Source organism: Tenacibaculum finnmarkense (genome assembly GCF_900239185.1).
Classification (GTDB): Bacteria; Bacteroidota; Bacteroidia; order Flavobacteriales; family Flavobacteriaceae; genus Polaribacter; species Polaribacter finnmarkensis.
The window spans coordinates 1-24,999 of the sequence record NZ_OENA01000027.1 but is presented as its reverse complement, the minus strand read 5'-3'; the positions used below and the strand labels follow the sequence as shown (position 1 = coordinate 24,999).

General features: G+C 31.8%; 18 protein-coding genes. 9 read left to right on the top strand and 9 right to left on the bottom strand.

The annotated features are described in order from the left end of the window. Positions 1–7: 7 nt before the first annotated feature. Entirely contained in the window at positions 8–478 is a 471-nt protein-coding gene (locus AQ1689_RS03565) for a Dps family protein (RefSeq protein ID WP_101915131.1), read from the top strand. 88 nt (positions 479–566) lie between these two features. On the opposite strand, the gene AQ1689_RS03560 is transcribed toward AQ1689_RS03565, so the two are convergent. Then, a complete protein-coding gene (locus tag AQ1689_RS03560; RefSeq protein ID WP_101915130.1) occupies positions 567–1,382 on the bottom strand; it encodes a TerC family protein in 816 nt (271 codons plus the stop codon). 247 nt (positions 1,383–1,629) lie between these two features. Here AQ1689_RS03560 and AQ1689_RS03555 point away from each other — a divergent pair, with 247 nt between their 5' ends. Both AQ1689_RS03555 and AQ1689_RS03550 read left to right on the top strand, forming a co-directional pair. Next, positions 1,630–3,168: a PhoX family protein gene (locus AQ1689_RS03555; RefSeq protein ID WP_101955216.1), complete on the top strand. Its 1,539-nt coding sequence runs from the start codon at positions 1,630–1,632 to the stop codon at positions 3,166–3,168. 24 nt (positions 3,169–3,192) lie between these two features. Beyond that, positions 3,193–4,977 (top strand): cytochrome-c peroxidase, encoded by a 1,785-nt coding sequence (locus AQ1689_RS03550; RefSeq protein WP_101955215.1) that lies wholly within the window; start codon positions 3,193–3,195, stop codon positions 4,975–4,977. 3 nt (positions 4,978–4,980) lie between these two features. On the opposite strand, the gene AQ1689_RS03545 is transcribed toward AQ1689_RS03550, so the two are convergent. Then, positions 4,981–5,748, bottom strand: coding sequence for a sulfite exporter TauE/SafE family protein (locus AQ1689_RS03545; RefSeq protein WP_101955214.1), 768 nt, complete (start codon positions 5,746–5,748; stop codon positions 4,981–4,983). Continuing rightward, on the bottom strand, positions 5,745–6,677 hold the full coding sequence (locus AQ1689_RS03540) for a helix-turn-helix domain-containing protein (protein WP_101915126.1): 933 nt from the start codon (positions 6,675–6,677) through the stop codon (positions 5,745–5,747). Before AQ1689_RS03540 ends, AQ1689_RS03545 begins: the two co-directional genes overlap by 4 nt. 740 nt (positions 6,678–7,417) lie before the next feature. Here AQ1689_RS03540 and AQ1689_RS03535 point away from each other — a divergent pair. Next, the gene (locus AQ1689_RS03535; RefSeq protein WP_101908033.1) at positions 7,418–7,996 is read left to right on the top strand and encodes a Crp/Fnr family transcriptional regulator; all 579 of its coding nucleotides are present in this window, start codon (positions 7,418–7,420) and stop codon (positions 7,994–7,996) included. A gap of 59 nt (positions 7,997–8,055) precedes the next feature. Then, positions 8,056–8,784: an acyl-CoA desaturase gene (locus tag AQ1689_RS03530; protein WP_101955213.1), complete on the top strand. Its 729-nt coding sequence runs from the start codon at positions 8,056–8,058 to the stop codon at positions 8,782–8,784. 91 nt (positions 8,785–8,875) lie between these two features. Here the strand turns inward: AQ1689_RS03530 and AQ1689_RS03525 are convergent, their stop codons facing one another. From AQ1689_RS03525 to AQ1689_RS03500, 6 genes are all read right to left on the bottom strand, one after another. Then, on the bottom strand, positions 8,876–9,958 hold the full coding sequence (locus AQ1689_RS03525; RefSeq protein WP_101955212.1) for a mannose-1-phosphate guanylyltransferase: 1,083 nt from the start codon (positions 9,956–9,958) through the stop codon (positions 8,876–8,878). A 23-nt stretch (positions 9,959–9,981) separates the two neighbouring features. Next, complete coding sequence (locus AQ1689_RS03520; protein WP_198913810.1) at positions 9,982–10,488, bottom strand: SprT-like domain-containing protein; 507 nt, start codon at positions 10,486–10,488, stop codon at positions 9,982–9,984. A gap of 76 nt (positions 10,489–10,564) precedes the next feature. Further along, positions 10,565–10,870: a hypothetical protein gene (locus AQ1689_RS03515; RefSeq protein WP_101915124.1), complete on the bottom strand. Its 306-nt coding sequence runs from the start codon at positions 10,868–10,870 to the stop codon at positions 10,565–10,567. 42 nt (positions 10,871–10,912) lie between these two features. Beyond that, complete coding sequence (locus AQ1689_RS03510; RefSeq protein ID WP_101955210.1) at positions 10,913–11,596, bottom strand: SDR family NAD(P)-dependent oxidoreductase; 684 nt, start codon at positions 11,594–11,596, stop codon at positions 10,913–10,915. Next, positions 11,589–13,079 (bottom strand): hypothetical protein, encoded by a 1,491-nt coding sequence (locus AQ1689_RS03505; RefSeq protein WP_101955209.1) that lies wholly within the window; start codon positions 13,077–13,079, stop codon positions 11,589–11,591. Before AQ1689_RS03505 ends, AQ1689_RS03510 begins: the two co-directional genes overlap by 8 nt. Positions 13,080–13,428: 349 nt before the next feature. Continuing rightward, on the bottom strand, positions 13,429–14,469 hold the full coding sequence (locus AQ1689_RS03500; RefSeq protein ID WP_101955208.1) for a glutaminyl-peptide cyclotransferase: 1,041 nt from the start codon (positions 14,467–14,469) through the stop codon (positions 13,429–13,431). 196 nt (positions 14,470–14,665) lie between these two features. Here AQ1689_RS03500 and AQ1689_RS03495 point away from each other — a divergent pair, with 196 nt between their 5' ends. The 4 genes from AQ1689_RS03495 to AQ1689_RS03480 all read left to right on the top strand — a co-directional run. Next, positions 14,666–14,917 (top strand): type B 50S ribosomal protein L31, encoded by a 252-nt coding sequence (locus tag AQ1689_RS03495; protein ID WP_101915121.1) that lies wholly within the window; start codon positions 14,666–14,668, stop codon positions 14,915–14,917. 93 nt (positions 14,918–15,010) lie between these two features. Beyond that, entirely contained in the window at positions 15,011–16,525 is a 1,515-nt protein-coding gene (locus AQ1689_RS03490; protein ID WP_101955207.1) for an FMN-binding glutamate synthase family protein, read from the top strand. A 54-nt stretch (positions 16,526–16,579) separates the two neighbouring features. Beyond that, entirely contained in the window at positions 16,580–17,674 is a 1,095-nt protein-coding gene (locus tag AQ1689_RS03485; RefSeq protein ID WP_101955206.1) for a class I SAM-dependent methyltransferase, read from the top strand. A gap of 537 nt (positions 17,675–18,211) precedes the next feature. After that, positions 18,212–24,999 (top strand): beta strand repeat-containing protein (locus AQ1689_RS03480; protein ID WP_145993723.1); only part of this gene is annotated, 6,788 nt, incomplete at its 3' end.

Below are 24,999 nucleotides of genomic sequence, written 5' to 3'. Positions count from 1 at the left end.
AAATACGATGAGCACAACAGTTTTAGGTTTAGACAGTAAAAAATCAATACAATTAGTAACAGAATTAAATACATTATTGGCTAATTTTCAAGTGTATTATCAAAATGTAAGAGGTTTACATTGGAATATTAAAGGAAAAAGTTTTTTTGAGTTACATGTTAAATTTGAAGAATTATATACCGATGCACAAGAAAAAGTTGATTTAATTGCTGAAAGAATATTAACCTTACAAGGAACACCTTTACATACGTTTGATGATTATATAAAATTAGCAACAGTATCAATAGGAAAAGATATTTCAAATGATGAAAAAGCAGTGGCTTTAGTGGTTGATTCGTTGGCGGAATTATTAAAAATAGAGCGTGCTATTTTAGCCATTTCTGATGATGCAAATGATGAAGGAACAAATTCAATGATGAGTGATTTTATTGCAGAGCAAGAAAAAACAATGTGGATGTTAAACGCTTGGTTAGGATAGAATTTATTAAAACACAGTAAAAAAAATCTTGAAAATAAAAAAAGGCAATCGTAAATGATTGCCTTTTTTTATGAATATAATTTTAAAATTATTTTTTATCTTCAGAAATATGTACGGTATTTTCTGCTAATATTTTTTTCTGATAACGTCCTTGTACAACATCTACAATAATTAAAATTGCCAATACAAAATAGAAGGTTGTTTTACTCATCGGTACAATTTCGTTTCCAAACAACTTTAAATGCGCTAAATGTCCGCCTTCGGTAACTAGCATAATTCCTACGATAAAAAGAATAAATAAGCCTAAAACCTCGTACATACGGTTTTTAGCTAAAAATGTAGAAATTTTATCAGCCATAACAAGCATTAATAATCCGCTGATAACAATGGCAATTGCCATAACAATAAAGGCGGTGGTACTGTTTTTAATTTCGCTGGTAAGCCCGATTGCAGCTAAAATAGAATCAAAAGAAAAGACCAAATTCATAATAACAATACTTATAATAACGGCATTGGATGATTTTGCGCTTTTTCCACCTTCAATATCATGAGCTAAATCGTTACTTCCAATCATATGCCATATTTCTTTAATGGCGGTATATAAAATAAATCCACCACCAAGTAACACAATAATACTGTGTCCGTTAAATGCAAAATGTATGATGTCTTTAACGCCTCCTGTTAAAAATGAAAAAGGATCTTGAAAGAAATCAATAATAGAGACTAAAACAAAAAGCAATACAATTCTTAAAACAATGGCGATTAAAATACCCACTTTTCGAACTCTTTTTCTATCCGCTTGCGGGGCTTTTTTAGATTCTAAAGAAATATATAATAAATTATCAAACCCTAAAACGGCTTGTAATAAAATTAGCATTAATAACGTAAAAAGAATTCCTAGCATAATGGTTTAAAATTAATTGATTTTATAGTGTCAAATATATCAATAAACAATTGAAGCTAAAAGTGTTTTAAAACAAGATATGTAATACTGAACAGCTGTGTTATTTATTTAGAACAAATCTAATTATTTAAGTTCTCTTAATAAAATTCACCTTTTAATGATGTGCTAATAAAACAGGAAGCCTATAACTTTTACAAATGCGCCTTTAATTTGTAACATCAAAAAAAACTTAAAAAAAAGTATAATAATGAAAAATTTAAAATTGAGCGTATTTGCTTTGTTAGTAATTTCAATTGGTTTTACAACGTTCACCTCGTGTGAAACACCTGTTGACGGAACCAACGGTATTGACGGAGTAAACGGAACTAACGGTACAGATGGAACAAACGGAACCAACGGTACAGATGGTTCTGATGCTATAATGCCTTTAACAGCATCTAAAACGCCAAATTTTTTAAAAGTAACCAGTGATTTTGTTGGCTTAAAAATTACGCCAATATTATCATCAGAAGATGTAATTCCTAATTCGCCAAACTTCGTGTACGGTTCTATGGCAGATGGTTCTGGTTTATTACCTGAGGTAGATGGTACTTTTACTTTAATTAATAATATTGAAGCAGATTATGCGATTGCTAGAATTAAATTAAACAAAAATTTAAGACCATTTGCAGCTGAATATATTTTAAATGCAACGGCAACAGGCGAAACAGCACAATGTTCAGGGTCTATGATTACACCTGGAGAGCATGGTTTTGGTCCTTTATATTTATCAGGAGGTGAATGGGGTGGCGCATCAAAAGGTGTTTTTGTTACCGATCCTTATAAATCAGCATCCCAAGCAAGTACGGGTAAAATGCTAACGGCAATGGGGCAATGGTCTACTGAAAATGCGGTGGTTATTGGTAAAGATGCCTATGCTGATAAAACTGTTGCTTTTATTGGAGATGATAATGCAAATAACGAAATCCCTTCAGGGCAATTAGGAATGTATGTTGGTAATAGAGGTGATTTAGAAGGTGGAAAATTATATGGCTTAAAAGTAACTTCAGCTAATGTTTCTTATGAAGTAGATATGAAACAAGGAACTTCGTACGATGCAAAATTTGTGGAATTAGAAGAAAGAGAAATTGCTGCTTTAGATGCCGAGTGTAAAACCAAAGGTGTCATGGGTTTTTCTAGATTAGAAGATATTGATTGGCGAAGAGGTTCAGCGGCAAATAACCGAGAAATTTATTTTGCCGTAACAGGGCGTAACAAACCAGGTTTAGTAGGTAAAAGTGCTATTTTAGGACGTGTGTATAAAGTGGTTTTAAATGAGAATGATCCAACAGGAGCTGCTAAAATTACCTGTGTTTTAGATGCTGATATTGTAGGAGGAAAAGCCGATGGTTTCCATTCTCCTGATAATATTGTAGTTACTGAAAACTACGCCTATATTCAAGAAGATCCTAACGGATATGCTGCTGTAAATTCGGCTATTGTTGGCTATTCTAAATTGTATCAATACAACTTAAACACAGGTGTTGTAAAAACAGTTTTAGAGTGTGATCAAGAAAGAGCGGCAAGCTTAGGATATGGTAGAACTTCTAAATATTGGGAAATTACAGGAATGGTTGATGTTACCGATATTGTAAACAATGGAACGTCGTCATTTTTAGTAACAACTCAAAACCACGGATGGGAACCTGCCGATGGAACCTCGTTTACAGACCCCAAAGCAAATACCGATTTAGAAAACAGAAAAGAAGGTTCTGTTTTACATTTAATTACAGGTTTAGAAAGATAAAAAAAGGATAAAAAGAATAAGAAAATGAAAGACTTATTGGGTCAAGCTAAGACATATCTTTGTGTATGTCTTTTGCTTTTAGTAGTAGCCTGCAATCAAAAATCAGAAAAATATTCTTCAATTACTGAATTTTCTGACACTGTTAAAAAATTATATTTGAGTCATCTTTCTAAAGCTATTGAAAATTTAGATAGCATGGAATTCAAATCAACAAAAGCACAACAAAAACACTATATTTTAGCTCGGAAATATTTTAAATTATCAGAACCAATTTTAGCTTTTTCTGATAAAGACAATTACAAGTCGTTAAATGCGCCAAATATTATTGGGGTTCATGGCGAGGCAAGTAATGATACTCGTATTGTAAATCCGATAGGTTTTCAGGTTATAGAAGAAGCTGTTTTTGATGAAAATAGCGATTCTTTAGTTTTAAAAAGAGCTATCAATATTACAAGTGCGCGCTTAAAATTAATTCGAAAAAATGCAACACTAAAGTTAAAAGGATATCATATAATGTGGTTGTTAAGAGATCAAATTACCAGAATAGCTACAACAGGTATTACAGGTTTTGATTCGCCTGTTTTAAATCAATCATTAGTAGAGAGTTCATATACTTATCAAACTTTGCTTACTATTATTAAATTCAATGAAAACAGGTTTCAATCAAAAGCATTATTAAATAAATTTGAAGATGCTATAAAAAGTGCTCAAAAAGCTTTAAACCATGATTTTGATACTTTTGATAGGTTTAGTTTTATAAAAAATCACACCAATAATCAATTAAAAATACTCCTTGAAATTCAAAAAGATTGGAAGGTAAAATATCCTTTTGAAATGGCATTGTCTAACAATATGTCAACGCTTTTTTCTGATAAAACATTAAATATAAATTACTTTTCTGATCATTTAAGCGATACCACTAAACTTGCCGAAAAAATAGTTTTTGGTAAGCAATTATTTAACGATACATCGCTTTCTAAAAAGTACGATATGGCGTGTGCAACTTGTCATGTTAAAGAATTGGCTTTTACCGATGGACGAAAAAAATTCAATAAAAATCAAACAAGAAATAGCCCAACTTTAACCTATGCTGCTTATCAAAGAAGTTTTTTTATGGATGCTAGAGCAGGTAGTTTAGAAGGGCAGGTTGTTGGCGTTGTAAAAAATCATAATGAATTTAATATGTCGATGGATTCGGTAGTACAGCGTGTTTTCAAAAATAAAAATTACAAAAATTTACTAGCGACTTTATACGGTAATAAAAGAATCGATTTTAATATACGTCATGCAATTGCATCTTATATAAGAACCTTGAATACGTTTAATTCTAAATTTGATAAAAATATTAGAAATGAAGAACAAACCTTAACTGCGGATGAAAAAAAAGGCTTTAATTTATTTATGGGAAAAGCATTGTGTGCATCGTGTCATTTTCCACCTCTTTTTAACGGAACTGTTCCGCCTGATTATAAAGATACCGAGTTAGAATTTATCGATATTCCAGAAACTACGGATACTATAAATCCTAAAATTTCTTCGGATTTAGGAAGATATAATTTGTATAAAACCGCCGAACGTAAACATTTCTTTAAAACACCAACTGTTAGAAATATAGGTGAAACGGCGCCATATATGCACAATGGCGTGTATAAAACTTTAGATGAGGTGATGGATTTTTATAATAAAGGCGGCGGTGCTGGTTTAGGTTTTGAGAGTGAATATCAAACCTTGCCTTTCGATAGTTTAAGTTTATCAAAAAAAGAAGTGTCACAAGTAATTGATTTTATGAAAACCTTGACAGACCAGTAATATTTAAAACAAATATTTTATTAAAATACGAATACTTACAAAGGCAATCAAAATAGCGGTTGCCTTTTTTAATTGCATCGGATTTAGTAATTTATGACTACTTCGCTGCCCAATTTGTCCGCCAATAGCTACGCTAATTAATAAAAGACTTGTTAAATGCCAATCAATAGCAAAACTAGCATTTAATGATTGTCCAATTAGCCCGGAAATAGAATTTACCAAAATAAAAACACTTGCTGTTGCGGCAATTTTTTTAGGAGTATCCCAATGAGTTAAATGTAATAAAGGCGCTAAGAAAATACCGCCACCAATTCCTATCATCCCCGAAATAAAACCGATAGCAGCTCCATAACTTGCATTTTTGTAGTTACTTGTTTTATACTGCTTTTTGTAGTTAGTAGTATTTGAAAACCACATAATAAGCGAAGCAATAAATAATGTAATTCCTAAAATAATAAAAAATACTGTTTGATTAATTTTGATAAAACCGCCTAAAAAAGCCATTGGAACACTACAAAAAACCAAGGGGCTTATTTTTTTCCAATGTATTAATTTTTCTTTTTGAAAGAATACTACATTGCTAAATACTACCACAATATTACAAAGTAATGAGGTGGCTCTTATTTGTGAATAGGCAATACCTGTGAGTACTAACACCGCTAAATAACTAGAGCCGCCACCAAAACCAACGAAAGCGTATAGTATGGCAATACTAAAAAAAAGCAATAGTAGTTGCCAGTTTAAAAAAAAAGTTTCAAGGAGTGGTATCAATAGTTATATGCTGTTATTTTTGACAAAGATATCTTAAATTTTTGAGGTGTTATTAGTTCATTCTTTTTAAAAAGACGATTAAAATAGGTTACATTATTAAAACCTGCTTTATAAGCAATATCAGAAATGTTTTGGTCAGGGTTTTTCTTAATCAGTTTTTTAGCAAATTTAATTTTTTCAGAATTGATATAATCAATAGGAGTAATACCTAAAGTGCTTTTAAATTTCTTGAAAAAATGAGATTTACTCATACAGGCTTTTTCAGCAACTTTGTCTAGCGTTAAATTACTTTTGGTTAAATTGTCTTGAATGTATTTAACAGCATAGCTTATACGGGCATCACTAAAATTATCGTTTACTTTTCTTAAAATAAGTTTGCGTGCTTTACTTTGTAGTAATCGAATAATCAATTCTTGAATCATCAGGTTTAATAAAGCATCTTTTGATTTTGTATTTTTAATAAAGGTATCTGTAATTTTTTTTACAAGAATATCTATTTCGGTATTATTATTTAAATGTGCGGCTTTCTTTTTAAAATCCCAATTATTATTTTCTCTTTGAAGAATAGTTTTTCCGTTAAAATTAGAAATAACATCATTTATTTTATTCGGGTCAATAACCAACCCTAAACATACCGTTGGATTAAGCTCTGAAGCTTCAGGAAAATCAATACGTACACTATTTTCTTCAGGAATTATTAATGTTTCTCCAGGGATAAAAGAGAATGGCATTGTTTTTTCAAAATCCATAATAGCTTTACCCGTTATTATGCTAGCAATAATAGGAGCATCGAAATCTAAAAAAATATTTTTAGTAACTTTATTGGTTTTAAAAATAGTTAATTCGGCGTAGGGAGAAGTGTAAATCGTTTTATTTTCAATAAACGAAGCAAGTTTTCTTGTTTTAAGATGTTGAAGAAGGGATTTCATAGTGTTTTAAATATTTTTAAAGAAATTAATGAATACAATTATTTAATTTTTTTTAGAAAGTAGCACTGTTTACATAATTAATACAATCGTTCAATTTATAAATACGATTGTTCAAGTATTGTTGTTGCTCTTTCAGTATATTTGAAAAATTAAATTATTTTGTATCATTGATCTCTTAGGTTAAATTAATTAAGGGGGAATTATTTTATGCTGTTAACTTTTCATTTTGTTTATTGAAATTTTAAAGACTAAAGTTCGTTTAATTACTTTATCTTCTGTTTTTGTTATTGTTATCTTTTTAGTATGAAAATAAAGTTACTGTTAAGAAATTGGTTTTTAAGAATTAGCATACATATTCATCTTTTTTATCAAAATCAAAAAAAACAATAAGCTTTTAAATGTGTTTTTAAGATGTTTTTAGAGTTTTTTTAAGTACTATATTTAAAAATAATAAACACCGCTTAAAACAATATATATAGATGTAATTTTATTTTTTTGGTCTCTTTTAAGTTTTTTTAGCTTAATGTCTTATTTTTAGTTAAAAAGAATAAAATTAATGAGCGGTTATATAAAATTCAGTTTACAATAGGTTTATTAAAAACAATGTCAGGTAAAATTATGCGTTGTATCTTGCGTAAAATTGTACATAACGAATTAGATAATTTAGGCGATGTTTCTATGTTATAAAATTCTGAGGTATTGCAAGGATTATTGATAACAGATTGTAGCTAAACATGAGTATTGTAAATATTAGAACCTATCTAGAAAAATCATTATTAATTAATGATAGCGATTGGCAATTTTTTACCTCTAGATTAAAACTAAGAAAGGTAAAAAAACGCACAAAACTTTTAAACGTAGGCGAGGTCGAAAATTTTATTTCTTTTATAGATAAAGGGATTGTTCGTTTTTTTATCCCTAGAAAAGACCAGGATAAAGACAAAGAAATTACTTTCGGTTTTTGTTTTAGTAATGAATTTGTAAGTGCTTATGATTCTTTTTTAACACAAGCCCCGTCATTATATGAATTAGAAACCCTTACCGATGTTGAAATGTGGAGTATGTCATACGATGATTTACAAAAGGTTTATCAGCAAACAAGTATCGGAAATGCTTTAGGTAGAATTTCGTCAGAGCGCTTATATTTAATAAAATCGAAGCGAGAACAATCGTTATTAAACGAAACAGCCGAAGAGCGTTATTTGAAATTATTTGATGAACGCCCAGAGCTTATAAAAGCAATTCCATTAAAATATATAGCCTCTTATATTGGTGTTACAGCGCAAGCTTTAAGTCGTATCAGAAGGCGAATTACTTAACTTAGGTTCATTTTTTTTGTGCTATAAAAGTAGGTTCTTTGTGTTTTAAACGTACAAGAATGACAATAGTAATTTTTATAATTTTTTTATGGTATTCAGGGTTGTTTTTTCAAACCTTTTTTTTACATAGATATGCTGCACATCAGAGTTTTACGATGTCAAAATTTGCAGAAAAAGTATGTTTTGTACTTACCTGGATTTTTCAAGGATCTAATTATTTGAGCGCTTACGGCTATGGGGTAATGCACCGAATGCACCATGCCTACGCCGATACTGAAAAAGACCCACATTCGCCTAAATACGATAGTAATTTATTTAAAATGATGTGGCGTACTAAAAATGTATATCAAGATATTAATAACCAACGAATTGAAATTCAGGCTAAATTTACTAAAAACGTACCACAATGGAAAAGTTTTGATACTTTTGCAAGTTCTAAATTTTCAAGATTAGTTTGGGCGGCATTGTATGTGGTCTTTTTTGTTTTTTTTGCAACTGCTTGGTGGCAGTGGTTATTATTACCTGTTGCTTTTTTAATGGCTCCAATTCATGGAGTAATTATCAATTGGTTTGCACATATTTACGGTTATGTAAACTTTAAAGTAAGCGATACTTCTAAAAATTTATTACCTTTTGATTTTTTAATGATGGGCGAGGGCTATCATAATAATCATCATGCCCACGGAAGTCGTGCTAATTTTGGTGGTGTAAGATGGCATGAAATTGATGTCACTTATTGTATTATGCTTGTTTTAAACAAGTTAAAATTGATTAAGATTAAAAATTAAATACTGCTAGAATAATCTGAACTAAATTCAGTATAACGAGAATAATTCAATAAAAAAACACCGCCTTTTTTTCTTAAAAAGGCGGTGTTTTTTAGTTTAATTTTGAAAATTTGGCAGTTGCTAGTGCGCTAATTTGCTTAATATCTTGTTCGTCTTTTTTAGGGCAAATTAAAATAACATCGTCTTTTTCGACTATAATAAAATCGTTTAATCCTTGAACAATTATTTTTTTACCGCTTTGAGTTCGAATCATATTTCCGCTAGCATCTTTAAACACAGCATTGGCACCAACGACGGCATTTTGCTGGCTATCTTTTGCTAGTTTGTTATATAACGAACCCCAAGTACCGAGGTCGTTCCAACCAAAATTTACAGGCAATGTATGTACATTATTTGAAGGCTCCATTATGCCGTAATCAATCGAAATGTTTTCACATTTCTCATAATTTTTTTTGATAAAATCAGCTTCTAAATCAGTATTATAAACTTTTTTATCGGTATTTAAAACCGCAAACATTTCAGGCAGATGCTCTTTGAAAGCTTTTAAAATACTTTTAGCCGACCAAATAAAAATTCCTGCATTCCATAAATAATCACCGCTTTTTAAAAATTCTTTAGCGGTTTCTAAATTTGGTTTTTCAGTAAAGTTTTTCACTTTTTTAACACCTGAATCTTCTAAAGAATTTTCTTCAAACTTAATATAACCGTAGCCTGTATTTGGAGCATCGGGCTCAATACCAAGTGTCATTAAAATATCGTTTTTTTCAGATGCTTCAAAGCTTGTTTTTATGTTTTTTAAAAATTCAATTTCGTCTTCAATCCAATGATCGGAAGGTGCAATTAATAACACCGCATCAGGGTTTTGAGCGTATATTTTTAAAGCTGCATATAAAATACACGGCGCCGTGTTTCGCATTGTAGGCTCTAATAATAATTGCTGTTTACTAGTTTTTGATAATTGTTTTAAAACCAATTCCTGGTAACATTCATTGGTTGAAATTAAGATGTTTTGGGCAGGAATTAATTGATTAATCCGATTAAAAGTACGTTGAATTAACGATTCGCCAGTACCTAACATATCATGAAATTGCTTCGGATATTCTTGCGTGCTTACAGGCCAAAACCGAGAGCCTACACCACCTGCCATAATTACTGCATAATAATTGTTATTCATAAGAAGCTGTTTTTTTTAAAAATTTATAGCGGTACTACTTCGGTATTTTGATTAAAAAGATACCCTCGTTTATTGGTTAAATTTAAACATTCGTAGCGCGTTCTTCGTTTATTTCCTCTTTTATATATGGTGTTTTTAAATTGAAATAATTCACCGTTTATAATATCAAAAATAAACACTTTTCCCGCGCTAGCAACACCTCCTTTTAATGCCAATGATAAATGCACATCAGTATCGGTACTGGCTTTTGGGTTTTTAAGATAATTTGCCAAATACGGAAGTATTTTCTTCGGATAAATATCAGGGCGTAAAAAAGGAAGCATTAAATGTTGAAAAACCATTTTCCAATGTTTTCCGTGCGGCTGTACCCTTCCAAATTTTTGATGGGTAACATGATGTGCAATTTCATGAATTAAGGTTAATAAAAACTGCTGTTTATTCAAGTTATTATTAACCGTTATTTGTGTTTGTCCGTTTGAAAAGGTTCGAAAATCGCCGTGTTTTGTTTGTCGTTGATTTACAATTTTCAGGTTAATTTTATGTTCGTTAATTAAATACTCAACTAACAGAACCGCTTTTTCGGGAATATATTTAAGGAGTATGTTTTTAATGATTAGTGTTTTGAGAATTATAATTATTAACCGCTATTATACCCCATATAATTTGTATTATCCAAATTACAGAAAAACCAAATATCAAAATAAATAATCCTAAAAAACCTAAGAAAAGTGTACTAATAGTTGTTATAATTGCAAGGAAAATATTAAAAATTAACATAACAATAAATCCTGTATTTGTTGAATATAACAGCCCTAATGGACCTAGAAAAATTGTTAGTAATAAAGAAATCCCTATGCTTTTTTGATTGCTATTTACAGTGATGTTTTTATTTTCTACTTGAAGGCTATTCATAATTTTTATATCAAATTAATTTTTATGCTTTTTTGAAATGTTTTATGGATTAGAGCTAGAAACCTGTAATACTTGTCCGTTGTAATATTTACTTCCTGTTAATGAGAAATCAAAAATATAGTCAGCCATTTCTTTTGCCGATAAAGGCGCGATATACCCAGGAAAAGCCTCTTCAAGCATTTCGGTTTGTACAGCTCCTAAAGCTAAAACATTAAAGGCTATTTGCTGTTCTTTATATTCTTCCGCTAATAATTCTGACAAGGTAATTACCGCACCTTTTGCCGAGCTATATGCCGCCAAACCTGCAAATTTTAAACTTCCTTGAACTCCGCCCATTGAGCTAACGGTAACAACATGACTTCCTTTTTGCATAAACGGAATCAGTTGTTTTGTTATTTCGGCAACTGCAAAAACATTCACTTTATAAACTTCTTCAAAATCGGAAGTTGTTAATTCTGTAAAAGGTTTGTTGATTAATTTACCAGCATTATTGATTAAAATATCAACATTATTCCATTGTTTTTTAATAAAATCAGTGGCTTTTTTTAAATCATCATTATTTGATAAATCAACCGATAAAGTTGTGATGTTTTTATGATTTACCACCTCTAAAGGTTTTGTGTTTCTTGACAATGCTAATACGTTGTGTCCTTGGTTTGCAAATTTTTGTGCTAATTCAAAACCAATCCCTCGGCTAGTTCCTGTAATTACTATGTTTTTATTCATTTTTTTTAAATGTTATGTGCTGATATGCGCCAATATCAGGGGTTGTTTTTCTCGAAATATTTAAAATATCGTTAAATATACTTGTTTTTTTCGCCTTATTAATAGCATCAGAATTTTCGCCGATTCTAAAATCGTTTTCATCAATATCTTTAAAATGTGGGTTTCCATTTAAAAGGATGTTTTTAAAATGTGTCGCATCATTAAAGTTTAAAACATTATTAGAAGCGCCACGAATTAATGAATTTTCAATACGATAGTTAAAAATACCATCTTCTTTTTTATCAAAGATAAGCTCGGTATTGTTATTTCCTTCAATAATACAATTGATAAAATTTGCCTTTACTAAATTTTCTGTGATGGTTTTTACTGTTTGATTATCATCTGTAAAAGTGTTATAATTACGTATGAAAACAGTTGGTTTTTGACGCATACTATTGTTCCAATAATTAGCAAATGTACTGTGTGTAAAATTATAATTTCCACCAGAAATACATGCCAAAGATGCTTTTCCTGCGTTACCAATAACCAGGTTTTCGGCTTCAATATGTGTGTTTCTCCCTAGAATTCCGTAGTAGGAATTATTATAAATTTCGGTGTTTTTAATTAGAAGGGTAGGGCTATTTTTTTGCTCAATATTATCAACTAAAATACCTACAGTTCCGTTTTTGATAACCGCATGATTTATGTTATTTCCAAAACTTCCTTTACGTATCCAAATACTGCCCCATTGTCCTGGAGTTTTACGGTAACGATGTGCTAGTTTATCGCCTTGAAAAGTTACTTTTTTATCAAACGTTCCATTAATTTTTAAGCGGGATTTTTTATCAATAATTAATCCTGAATTTTTATGGAAATAAATAGTTGTTCCTGCATTTATTGTAAGTGTTTTATCCGAAGGAACAGTCGCGTATCCATAAATTACATAAGGTTTTTTATCGGTAAAAATTAACTCATCGTCAGTTAAAAAACGACAAGCTATTTTAGTGTTTTTACCATCGATAGTAAGTGTTTTAAAATCACTGTTATTTTTTGAAGGAAATATAAAATGAGCATCTTTAATTAAGGTAACTAAAGGTACTTTTTGCTGCTTATTTCCGTTGTCAAAAAGTAATTTGTCGGTATATAAAGGTGTTGAAATACTGTTGTAATCAACCGTATTTTCTATAAAAATATACATGCTGTCTTTGGCTAAAATAGCAACATCAGTAAAGTTTTTTCCCGACAACCCATCAACATTTAAACGGTATTTTGATGTAATTCCGTTTTCTAATTTAATTTCAGGAATTGTAATCGCTTTATTACCTCGATTATACACCTTTAAAGTGTAGGTTGTAGAGCTGATATTCGAAAAAATGGTATCTAAAAAAACGGTGTCTTTTGAAAACTCTAATTCTCCAAAATTCGGAACAGTATTAAAATCTTTTCTGCAAGAACTAACAACAATTAAACTAATACTAGCTAAAATCAGCAATAAATATCTCATATATAAATGTTGTTAGTTTTTTAAGGTTTAAGAGCTTGTTTAAAATTAAATAAACGGTCAGTTCGAGTGATTTTTTTCCTTCAAAAAATTGTATCGAGAACTTATTTAATATTAAAGTCAATTAGAATTTATCAACATAAAAGAATTCAAATTCTCGATACAATTTTAATTCCTTTTAGTCATTAAAATCACTCGAATTGACAAGAATCATCAAAAAAAAGCCAATAATTACGGCAAATCAGGATGCGAACCTGAAATAAATTCAGGTTGACGTATTCGATTTTTTAGTTATAAAACGTTTTAAATGAACTTTAAACAGACGCTAATAATAATTAAAATAGTAAAAATATTATTTTTTAATCAGTTCAATTTCAAATAATTTACTCCAATGTTTTCCGGTAACAAACAAGCGATTATTTTGAGCATCAAAAGCAATTCCGTTTAAAACATCGTCATTTCCGTCTAATTTTTGATCTTTAGCAACCAAGTCTCTTAAGCCATTTAATTTTACAACGCCATCAACAACACCTGTTTCAGGATTGATAATTAAAATAGCATTTTGTTGCCATTTGTTGGCGTAAATTTTTCCGTTGATTAATTCAATTTCATTCAAATTATCAACCGCATATTTATTGGTATAAACCTGAATACTTCTTTTTTCTGTTTGATTATCGGCATTTAAAAACCATATTTTATTGGTTCCGTCTGTTTTAATCAACTCATTTTTGTTGTGCGTTAATCCCCAACCTTGGTTACTATTTTTATAATCAAATTCGCCAAGTTGTTTAAACGTCTCTAAATCATAAATAAAACCCTTGCGAGCTTGCCAGGTTAACCAATAAATTTTATTGTTAAAAATAGTCATTCCTTCACCAAAATATTTTTTATCTAAATCAATTTTTTGAAGAACTTCCCCAGTTTCTATAGCAACTTTTCGTAAGGTAGATTCGCCTTTACGCCCTGTAGTTTCATATAAAAAACCGTTTTTATATTCTAAACCTTGGGTATAGGCTTTTTTGTCGTGCGGATAGGTATTTATAACTTTATAGGTATAAACGGCAGGCGCATTTTTAGCTAAAATTTCAATAGTTCCTGTAATTTTTTTAGATTTCTTCGGATAAAAAGCCAAGGCGGTAACGGCAAATTTACCAACACCAAAATCGGCAGTATTAATAGTAACGCTTGTTTGAGTTTTATTTACACGTTTTTTTTGCACGAATAAATGAACAGAATCAATCTTTTTACCTTCAGTTTGTTCAAAATTAATGGTAGCTTTCTGTCCTAAAGTGGTTTTTTTAGAGGTATTTAACTTAAATTTGTAATCTTCTAGACTACAAGAAGTAATACTAACTATTGATAAAGCTAAGGCTAAGTAGGAGTAAATACGCATATTTTATGGTTTGATTTCTTGTTTATTCGATTATACTACAAATTAAAACAATTTATTGTTTGAAAATTAAAAAATATGGTTAAATTTGCAACCTCAAACAACTAAAATTAATTTTTAGTGTAAAACTTTACCATTTTTACACTTTTTTTTATAATGTTTGTTCAAAAAATTAAACAATATTTAAAAGTCATTTAAGATGCGTAAAGGAATACATCCAGAAAATTATAGAATGGTAGCTTTTAAAGATATGTCTAACGGAGATGTATTTTTAACACGTTCAACTGCTAACACTAAAGAAACTTTAGACGTAGAAGGAACAGAGTATCCATTAATCAAATTAGAAATTTCAAGAACTTCTCACCCTTTCTATACAGGTAAATCTAAATTAATTGATACTGCCGGACGTATTGACAAGTTCAAAAATAAATACTCGAAATTTAAAAAATAATTTTAAGTATCGAAAATATTTAAAAGCTCTAACAATCGTTAGGGCTTTTTTTATGCCAAAAAATTGGTAATTTAGCCGATAAATTCTACAAAAATGAGAGATACTATTTTAGCTGTTGTTATTATTATTAATGCTTTGTGCGGTATATTGGTTTATTTTATGCCTCAAATGGGGAATTATATTCTGTTAACCATTGCGTCTTGCGTAAGTATATTGGCTTTTTACGATGCTTTTATTCAAAAAAAGCATTCGTTGATGCGTTCATTTCCTGTAATATCTCGTTTGCGTTGGGTTTTTGAAGAAGAACGTGAAAAAATTCAACAATATTTTATTGAAGATGATTTAAACGGAACACCTATTAATCGTGAAAAACGTAGCCTTGTTTATCAGCGATCTAAAAAAGAAATAGAAACTGTTCCTTTTGGTACCCAACATAATTTATATGAAAAAGGCTATGAGTTTGTAAAACATTCGTTATTCCCGAAAGACCATCATCATATTACTGGCGAAAGAGTGGTTTTTGGTTCTGATAAATGTACCCAAAAATACGATGCCTCTATTATTAATATTTCGGCAATGTCGTTTGGCTCGCTAAGTAAAAATGCAATTATGGCGTTAAATCAGGGTGCAAAAATGGCTGATTTCGCCCATAATACTGGCGAAGGAGGAATATCGCCACATCATTTACAAGGTGGCGATTTAATTTTTCAAGTAGGAACAGGCTATTTCGGAGCAGGAAAAAGTGTAAATGGAAAGCGTGTTTTTGATGCTGAAATTTTTAAAGAAAATGCCATCCGTCCTGAAGTAAAAATGATTGAAATTAAGTTTTCGCAAGGTGCAAAACCTGGGCATGGCGGAATTTTACCCGCTAAAAAAAATACGGAAGAAATTGCAAAAATCCGTTCTGTAGAACCTTTTACAAGAGTTGATTCTCCTCCAGGGCATTCGGCTTTTTCTAATTTTGATGAAATGATTGTTTTTATTCAAAAAGTAAGAGATTTATCCGAAGGAAAACCTGTAGGAATTAAATTTTGTGTAGGCGATAACGATGAAATTGAAGCCATGATAAAAGCCTTTGCTGATGCTAATAATTATCCTGATTTTATTTCGGTTGATGGTGGAGAAGGAGGTACAGGTTCGGCACCGATAGAATTTTCTAATTATGTAGGAACACCCTTGTTAGATGGTTTGGCTTTTGTTACTAAAACATTAAGAAAATACAAACTAAAAGATCAAATAAAAATTATAGCAAGCGGTAAGGCAATTGATGCTTTTGATATTGTAAAATACAAAGCCTTGGGCGCCGATGCAATTGGTATGGCACGTAGTTTTATGCTAAGTTTAGGCTGTATTCAGGCGCGTGAATGTAATTTAGATACCTGCCCCGTTGGTGTGGCTACGCAAGAGGAAGATTTGGTGGAAGCTTTAGTGGTTGCCGATAAAAATATCCGAGTTAAAAATTATCATGATAAAACGATTGATGCCGTAAAAGAAGTGGTGGCAGCTATGGGAAAAAACTCAATTACCGATGTTAAAGCAAGCCATGTTTTTAGAAGAAATAAAGCGGGAGAAATTCAGTCTTTAGATGCTGTGTACGATTTACAATAAAAAATTAATTAATTAAATATCAGGTTCTAAATACGTGAAGAACTTATCAAAATAATGGAAACAAAATTACAGTTAAACGCTAAAAAATATCAATTAGAACGCTATCCTAAAACCGACGATAAATCGTTACGTGCTTGGAGCAATGCCGAGTTATTAACGCTTGATTATATTACCGATTTAGAAGTTCAAAATATTCATATATATAATGATAGATTTGGTATTTTTAATACCTTGTTAAATACCAAAAAATTAACTACTGTTTGGGCGTATGCGAGTCAGAAAAAAGCAATTACCCAAAATTTAAAATTAAATAATTTAGCTACGGATATTATTTATAAAACACCTTTAGATACTTTAGAAAAGGTTGATTTAGCCTTAATTAAATTACCGAAATCAGTAGAGTTATTTGAACTTTTTTTACAACAAATTTATAAATCAGCAGACGAAAACACGGTGGTTGTTTGTGGTTTTATGACTAAATATTTTTCTCGTGCGTATCTTAAAAAAGCCGAAAGATATTTTGAAGAAGTGGAGCAAACCAATGCTTGGAAAAAAGCACGATTATTAGTGTTAAAAACACCTAAAAAAGAAGTTGAAGAAAGAGCGTTGCTAAATGAAATTAAATTTAAAGAACAAATTATAAAGCAGTATTACGGTGTTTTTTCTTCGGATAAAATCGATTACGGAACCCAGTTTTTCTTAGATAATTTAAAAGTACAAGAAAACGAATTAAAAGTATTAGACGTTGCCTCTGGTAACGGTGTTATCGCTTGGGACGTACTGCAACAAAACCCCGAAGCAAAAGTTACTTTGGTTGATGATTTTAATGTAGCAATTGCATCTTCAAAATTAAATATAACAGCCGAAAATGCGGAATTTATTTGTGCCGATACTTTAAACGATTTAGAAAAAGATACTTTTGACTTAGTGGTTTCTAATCCGCCGTTTCATTTTGAGCATGAAAATAATATAGAAGTAACCATTGAACTTTTTAAAGGTGTCGCACGTTGTTTAAAACCAAGCGGACGTTTTGTATTAGTTGCAAATACGCATTTGAATTATAAAACGCATTTAGAAAAAGTTTTTACCAATATAAAAATAATAGGAAATACGAATAAGTTTCATATTATTGAATGTAAAAATGATTAATTTATTTTAAAGAATCTTTAAATAAATTTTATTTAAATACGTAAAATAGCTAACCGCTCTAAATTAAATTTAGAGCGGTTTTTTTGTAGAAGAAAATAAGGTTTTAAAATATGAAAAAAATGAATATCAACGCTTTTTTGTGTGGGGGTTATGTGTGTTTTTCAGTGTTAAGTAAATGTTAATTTTTAATAAAAATAAATTAATTAAGGTAGTCTATATCTTTTTTTTTCAATACATTTGTTTGTGTTAAGTCTTTTTTTTGTTGATCTACAGTGTTTTGGGTTTATTTTGTAAAGATCTTAAAAAAGTTAAAGAAAAATTAAATGAAAGTAGAATTATCTTCTAAATTAGATAGCTTATTCAAACATAAATTATTGTTTTTATTAATCAAACGATATCATAAAACAGTACTATTTTTTAATGTAGTTTGTATTGTTGTGTTTAATTAATTTTTGTTAGCTATGAAAAGAAAAAATATACATAAAATGCTATTCCTTAATTAAGCATTTATTAATAAATTGTTTTAATTCATTTTTTATGAATCTATCTGTATATAAAAAGCAAGTGCTATTAGTTACTTGCTTAATTTTTTTGTTAAATATAACAAATGTATTTGCGAATCCGTATGTAAAGAACGCTACTGAGTATAAAAGTGAAGTTCCGTTTTTTATAGAAAAACTAAGTTTAAATAAAACGGAAGTTAGTTTAAGTTCAGCGGCTATTTATAATAAGAGTTATTATAAATTAGGAGCATCTAAAGCAATAAAAAAGAAAGAAACTTCTTTTTTTGAGGGGATGCTAAACGCTGTTAAGGGGTTTGTTTTTAGTAGCAAAGTTACCGCAGCAGCATTTGTTGTTGGTGGTACTGGACCAGGAGACGATTTTGACGGCGATGGCGTTTTAAATAAAGATGATTTAGATGATGATAACGATGGGATCCTAGATACTATAGAAGCTAATATAACTATTGTTAATTCTAATGCAGGAGTTAAATCAACTACTAATATTAATAATGTAGAAGGGCAGTCTTCTATTCCAATTAATTTTTATGGTAGTGGAAAGACGGTTACTGCTACTCTTTCTCAAACAGGAGGTAAATTCTTAAATAGAACAGACGCAAATGATATTGTAGCTTTTAGTGAATATGGAGTTGACTACCGTAATCAAAATTGGAACTTAGATTTTGGTGCTAATCCAGTTTATGATTTAAAAATCTATTTTGGAAACTTAGAAAATTCTCCTTCTGGAGATATAAAAATAGGTAACTTTACAATTACACTAGAAAATGGTACGGTAATTAATGGTGCCGATTTTTCTATAACTCAAGGAAATCCTTATGGGTTTAAACAATTTGAACTTAACCCTAGAAATATAAATAAAACAAATGGTTTAGGTGCACCTACTATAGAAGCTGAATACCAGCCAGCAGGGCAAGGTAAACAGGCAATAGGAACAATAAACTTTAACGATATTGGAACTTCTAAGGGCGTAAATGGAGTGAAATCTATTGCGTGGACTATTGATGCTGGTACTGGTGCTGGTCCAACAGCAACGATGGGCTTTTATACCAGGACAATAGGTTCTGGAAATATTATAACAGAGATAAATTCCGATTCCGATGGAATTCCAAACCGTTTCGATCTTGATTCGGATGGTGATGGTTGTTCCGATGCTTTTGAAGCAGGAACTACTACCGATACAACTGCCGATTTTAAATTTGATGGAACAAATGTAGGAACAAATGGTTTTGAAGATATTTTAGAAACAAGCATTACAGGTTCTTACGATGGTAGCTATACTTATAATAATGCAATAGATGCTATTAGTAGTTGCCCAGTACCCTGTACTGATTCTAATAAATATGGTGATACTTGTGATTTTGACGGAGATGGAATTATAAATTCTGTTGATTTAGATGATGATAATGACGGTATTTTAGATACTGATGAAGGATTTTGTTCTGATGAATTAACTGGTACTTGGACTGGTTCAGGAGCTTCTTGGTCTTCTAGTGCTGGTGGAGTAACAATTACTTGTAGTTCTACATTTATAAGCCCAGCAAGTCTTTATTCTTCTGGGAATGACACCTTCAATACAACAAATTATTGGTTACCAAATGTTGCAGGTGGAGCTTCTTTCATATATGATGTTAATTGGGACAGTGCTCCAGAGGGACCAACTACCGATATCGATCTTTTAACTGATGATCAAGGTTCTGGTACACTTACATTTACATTTAGTACCCCTGTTGTGAGTCCTGTGTTGCATATTGATAAGTTAGGAGGTTCTTCCAATGGTATGTCAAATTCATTGAATTTTACTTTAGTTACACCAAACATAACTCTGAAAAGGTTGAGTGGTACTGATGACTTTGAAGTTACGGGAACAACTATTCAAAAAACACCTAATTTAGTGTTAATAGATGTGAATTCAGAGGCTTTACCTGAAGTTAATAGAGGTACAGCTGCTGGTTCAGTTCGTTTGGATGGTGTTTTCACGTCAGTTACTTTTAATTGGAAAGGTGTTGGTTTTGAGGGTAATGGTGGTGATCTTATTGAGTTTGCTGTTGAAACCTGTGCATCTACAGACACCGACAGCGACGGAACACCAGATTATTTAGACTTAGATTCCGACAACGACGGCTGTCCTGATGCTTTAGAAGGCGCTCAAACAAGCTTAACATTAACAGATGTTGATGGAAAAGGAATTTTAATAAGTGGCGTAGATGCCAATGGAGTACCAACACTTGTAAGTGGTGGGCAGGCAGATGTAAGTAGTACAGATCCAATAATAACAGGTGGTCAGTGTGATGATGATGGCGATGGCGTTCTAAATAAAGACGATATATGTAATGGCTTTGATGATAAAGCAGATAATGATGGCGATTTAGTTCCTGACGGTTGTGATTTAGATGATGATAACGATGGTATTTTAGATAGTGTAGAAAAGACATGTTCAGAAAATGGTTCAATAATTTGGGACTCAACAACCAAAGGTCTTTTATCAAATACATTTACAGCAAGTAGTAGTACAGCTACAATTATAGGAACTGTTGCTACATTAGCAACATCTTCAGCTTTGCAAGGACCAATATATGCTAATGGCTCTGGTAATGCCAACATAGATATTACATCAAGAGGGGGTTCTGGGGCTATTATAGGAAATGAAACTGTAATTAGTTTTCCTTCAGAAGTTACTTTTAGTGAATTTAATGTAAGAAGTATTGCGGCTGCAAATGGTAGCCCTACTATTGCACCAAATTATGATGAAACACAGATTATTGAGTTTTACAATGGAACAACTAGAGTTTATTTTGATGGAACTCTTTTTACAGAAGGTACAGGAACTATATATCATCATCCATATTATGATGGTATTGATGCAACTTATGCTAGTGGTGGTCCATATTATAATAAACTAACAGGTGTTGCCTATCCAGGTAATACAACTACCAACGTAGCAAGTCCTGCTTATGGTGGGGTAAATGCATTAGAAGCAGGGTATAAATTTATTATTAATGAGCCTATTACTAAAATAATAATTAAACAAAGTCCTTTAGCAAAACAAGATAATATTGGAATTAGAATTTTAGACATCTGTTTAGGCTATCAAGACACAGACAGCGACGGAACCCCAGATTATTTAGACCTAGATTCTGATAACGACGGCTGTCCGGATGCTCTAGAAGGCGCTTTAACAACTTTAACATTAGCAAGTGTAGATGGAAAAGGAATCTTAACAGGTGTAGTAGATGTTAATGGAGTTCCAACGCTTGTAAGTGGTGGGCAGGCAGATGTAAGTAGTACAGATCCAACAATAACAGGTGGTGAGTGTGATGATGATGGCGATGGCGTTCTAAATAAAGACGATAAATGTAATGGCTTTGATGATGCTATAGATTCAGATACCGACGGAGTTCCTGATGGTTGTGATTTAGATAATGATAACGATGGTATTTTAGATAGTGTAGAATGTGGAGCTTTATTACCAGGCGTTGTTACTGGAATAGATACAAACACACTAACAGGTACTTTTACCTCTAGTGTTTTGAGTACTGATTTTACATTAACATCTCCTTCTCAAATTGAGTTACCTTTAGGAAACCAAATACCTGTTAAATTTAAAAGTTACGCTGGTGTTACTGAAGGGATTTTAGCGTATTGGGATGAAGGAAATGTAATTCCAAATATTTTTGATATTAAATTCACCTTACAAGCGCCAGTAAATGGTGTGCTAAATGCCTTAAGAATAGCAAGTAATGCGCCAGGTTCTGCGTATGGAGCTCAAAATGCAAAGAAACAAATTACATTAACTTGGCCAGGAGGAACAAGTGCTGTTCTTAGTGACCCTTTAAATGAAATAGTAAACCTAACTGACGGTGCTGTAATTACATCTGGTACTATTTTGGAGTTAGATTCTGGTACCAATCAGATTCTAAACTCTCGATGGTATTTAGATATTGATTTAGCGGGAGTGTCATATCCTTTTTCTTTAGATTATCACACTGTTTCAAGTGTTTTAACCAGATATGAAGGTTTTTCTTTCCTTCCAAAAGGATGCCCGGATTTAGATGGAGATACACTTACGAATAATTTAGACCTAGATTCTGATGCTGACGGCTGTAACGACGTTTTAGAATCAGCAGGAATAGATGCGAATAATGACGGTATTTTAGACGGAGACGGTTTTAATACAACTGGGCAAGTAACTACATCAGGAGCAATATTAGCAAGTAGTTATAATGGTGCAACAGGAAACGAATATAAAGCAACTCAATTAACAGCTGACTTTACAGCATTAATAAATCAAACAGTAGCTGAAGGAACAGCAACAAGTTTTACCTTAAAATCGGCAACTGCAGATCAGGCAACAGCTTATGCTGCAGGAGTTCCAATATACGGAACACCAGGAAATGCAGATGCAGGTATTCAATACCAATGGTATCTTGGCGATCCGAATAGTGGAGGAACGGCTTTAACTAATACAGGAGTTTATACAACTGTAACAACTACAAAATTAAATATTAGTGATGTTAAAGGATTAGATGGTTCAGTATATTATTTAAAAGTTACCCATGCTGATAATGTGTGTATTGAAAGTGTTGGGAGTGCTACTTTATCAGTTTTTGATCCTTGTAAAATAGGAGCAATCTTAGGTACAGTAACCGCAAACGACCCTGATGCCGATGGTATTAATAATGTATGTGATTCAGATGATGATAACGATGGTATATCAGATACCGAAGAAAATATAAATAATAAAAATCCAGATGCTGATGCTGATGCTGATGGTATCCCTTTCTATTTAGATGATGATGATACTAATGCTGCTATAGGCGATGTAAATAATAACATAGAAGCTGATTTTGATACTGATAACGATGGTATTCCAAATCATTTAGATTTAGATGCTGATAACGATGGTATTTACGATGTCGTAGAGGCTGGAGGAACAGATACTAATAATGATGGGAAAGCAGACCATTCTGGTGCAGATTATTCTGATACAGCTGGATTTCCAGACAGTACTTTCTTCGGACTTACACCAACAAATACAAACACTATAACTGATAATCCTGCGGATTTTTTAAATATAGATTCTGATGGTGATGGATGTTCTGATGCTAATGAAGCATATGGTAATGCAAATACGGATACAAATTCAGACGGTACTTACGGCGGAGTTATTACTTCAGCAGAAGTAGATGCTAATGGATTAGTAACAGATGCAGCTTATAGTGCTCCCAATGCAAACTACACAATAGTAAGTTATATAAACTCGGTATGTTATATAGATATCTGTACCGATACAGCAGGAACTGATACCGATAATGATGGGGTTAAGGATATTTGTGATGTAGATATTGACAACGATGGTATTTTAAACGAGAATGAAAATTGTAATAGCCCAGTATGGGGTACCGCACCACTTACTTGGACAACAGCAGATGATTCTGGCACTATAGCTTTGGCAGGAGGTATCGATATGTCTATTGATATAACAACGACAGCTTCAGGTGATTTAGATGCTTCTGGAGGAACAGCTTTAAATTTATCAGCTACTGGTGCTGGAACTCTGGGAACTTTAGATGATTTAGGAATATTTTTTAATCCAGATGCTACTCAAGGAACTTCTCCTGTTAAAATTCAAATAGATTTTACTGAGAAAATGTATAATCTGAATTTTAAAATTACAGATATAGATGCAGGTGGTTTTGGAGTTAGAATAGATAAAGTTACAATTACTTCAGATATAGGAAATCCAATACTTACAAAAGTAAGCGAAACCTCTTCATCTTTTACAGTAGTAAATAATCAAGCTACTGCAATTCGATATGTAACTTCTGATAAAGATAATAAAGGTACCATATTAGTACAAGTTCCTGATGGAGCAAAATCAATTACGATTATATACGAAGAAGTAGGAACAGTTAGCGACCCCGGTGTTAGAGGTATAGGTATTTTAGGTGATTTAAAATATTGTTTAGACACCGATAACGACGGAACACCAGATTCAAATGATTTAGATTCTGATAACGACGGCTGTAACGACGTTGTAGAATCAGGTGGAATAGATGCGAATAATGACGGTATTTTAGATGGTACTGGCTTTGATGCAGATGGAAAAGTAACAGGAGGTGTTAATGGTTATAATGGCGCAACAGGAAACGAATATAAAGCAACGAAATTAACAGCTGACTTTACAGCATTAACAGACCAAACAGTAGCTGAAGGAACAGCAACAAGTTTTACCTTAACATCGGCAACTGCAGATCAGGCGACAGCATATGCTGCAGGAGTTCCAACATACGGAACATCAGGAAATGCAGATTCGGGCATAGAATACCAATGGTATCTTGGTGATCCTAATAGTGGAGGATCTGCTTTGGCAACTACATTAATTTATACTAATGTAACAACAGCAATATTAAATATTAGTGATGTTACAGGCTTAGGTGGGAATAAGTATTATTTAAAAGTTACCCATGCTGATAATGTGTGTATTGAAAGTGTTGGAAGTGCTGTGTTGGGGGTGAATCCAATCGCAGTAAACGATACAGTAGCAAATTTACCAACCAATACGGATGCAGTAGTAAATCCATTAATCGCCAATGGCGGATTAGCGGATAGCGATCCTGATGGAAGTTTAGATGCAACTACGGTAAGTTTAGTAGGTACCTGTGATTCAGGATCAACGGATGCTAATGGAGATTGTTTACAAATAACAGTACCAGGTCAAGGAGTTTGGACTGTTGATCCAGTAACAGGAGCGATTACTTTCAATCCAGATGCAGGGTTTACTTCAGACCCAACACCAGTAACTTA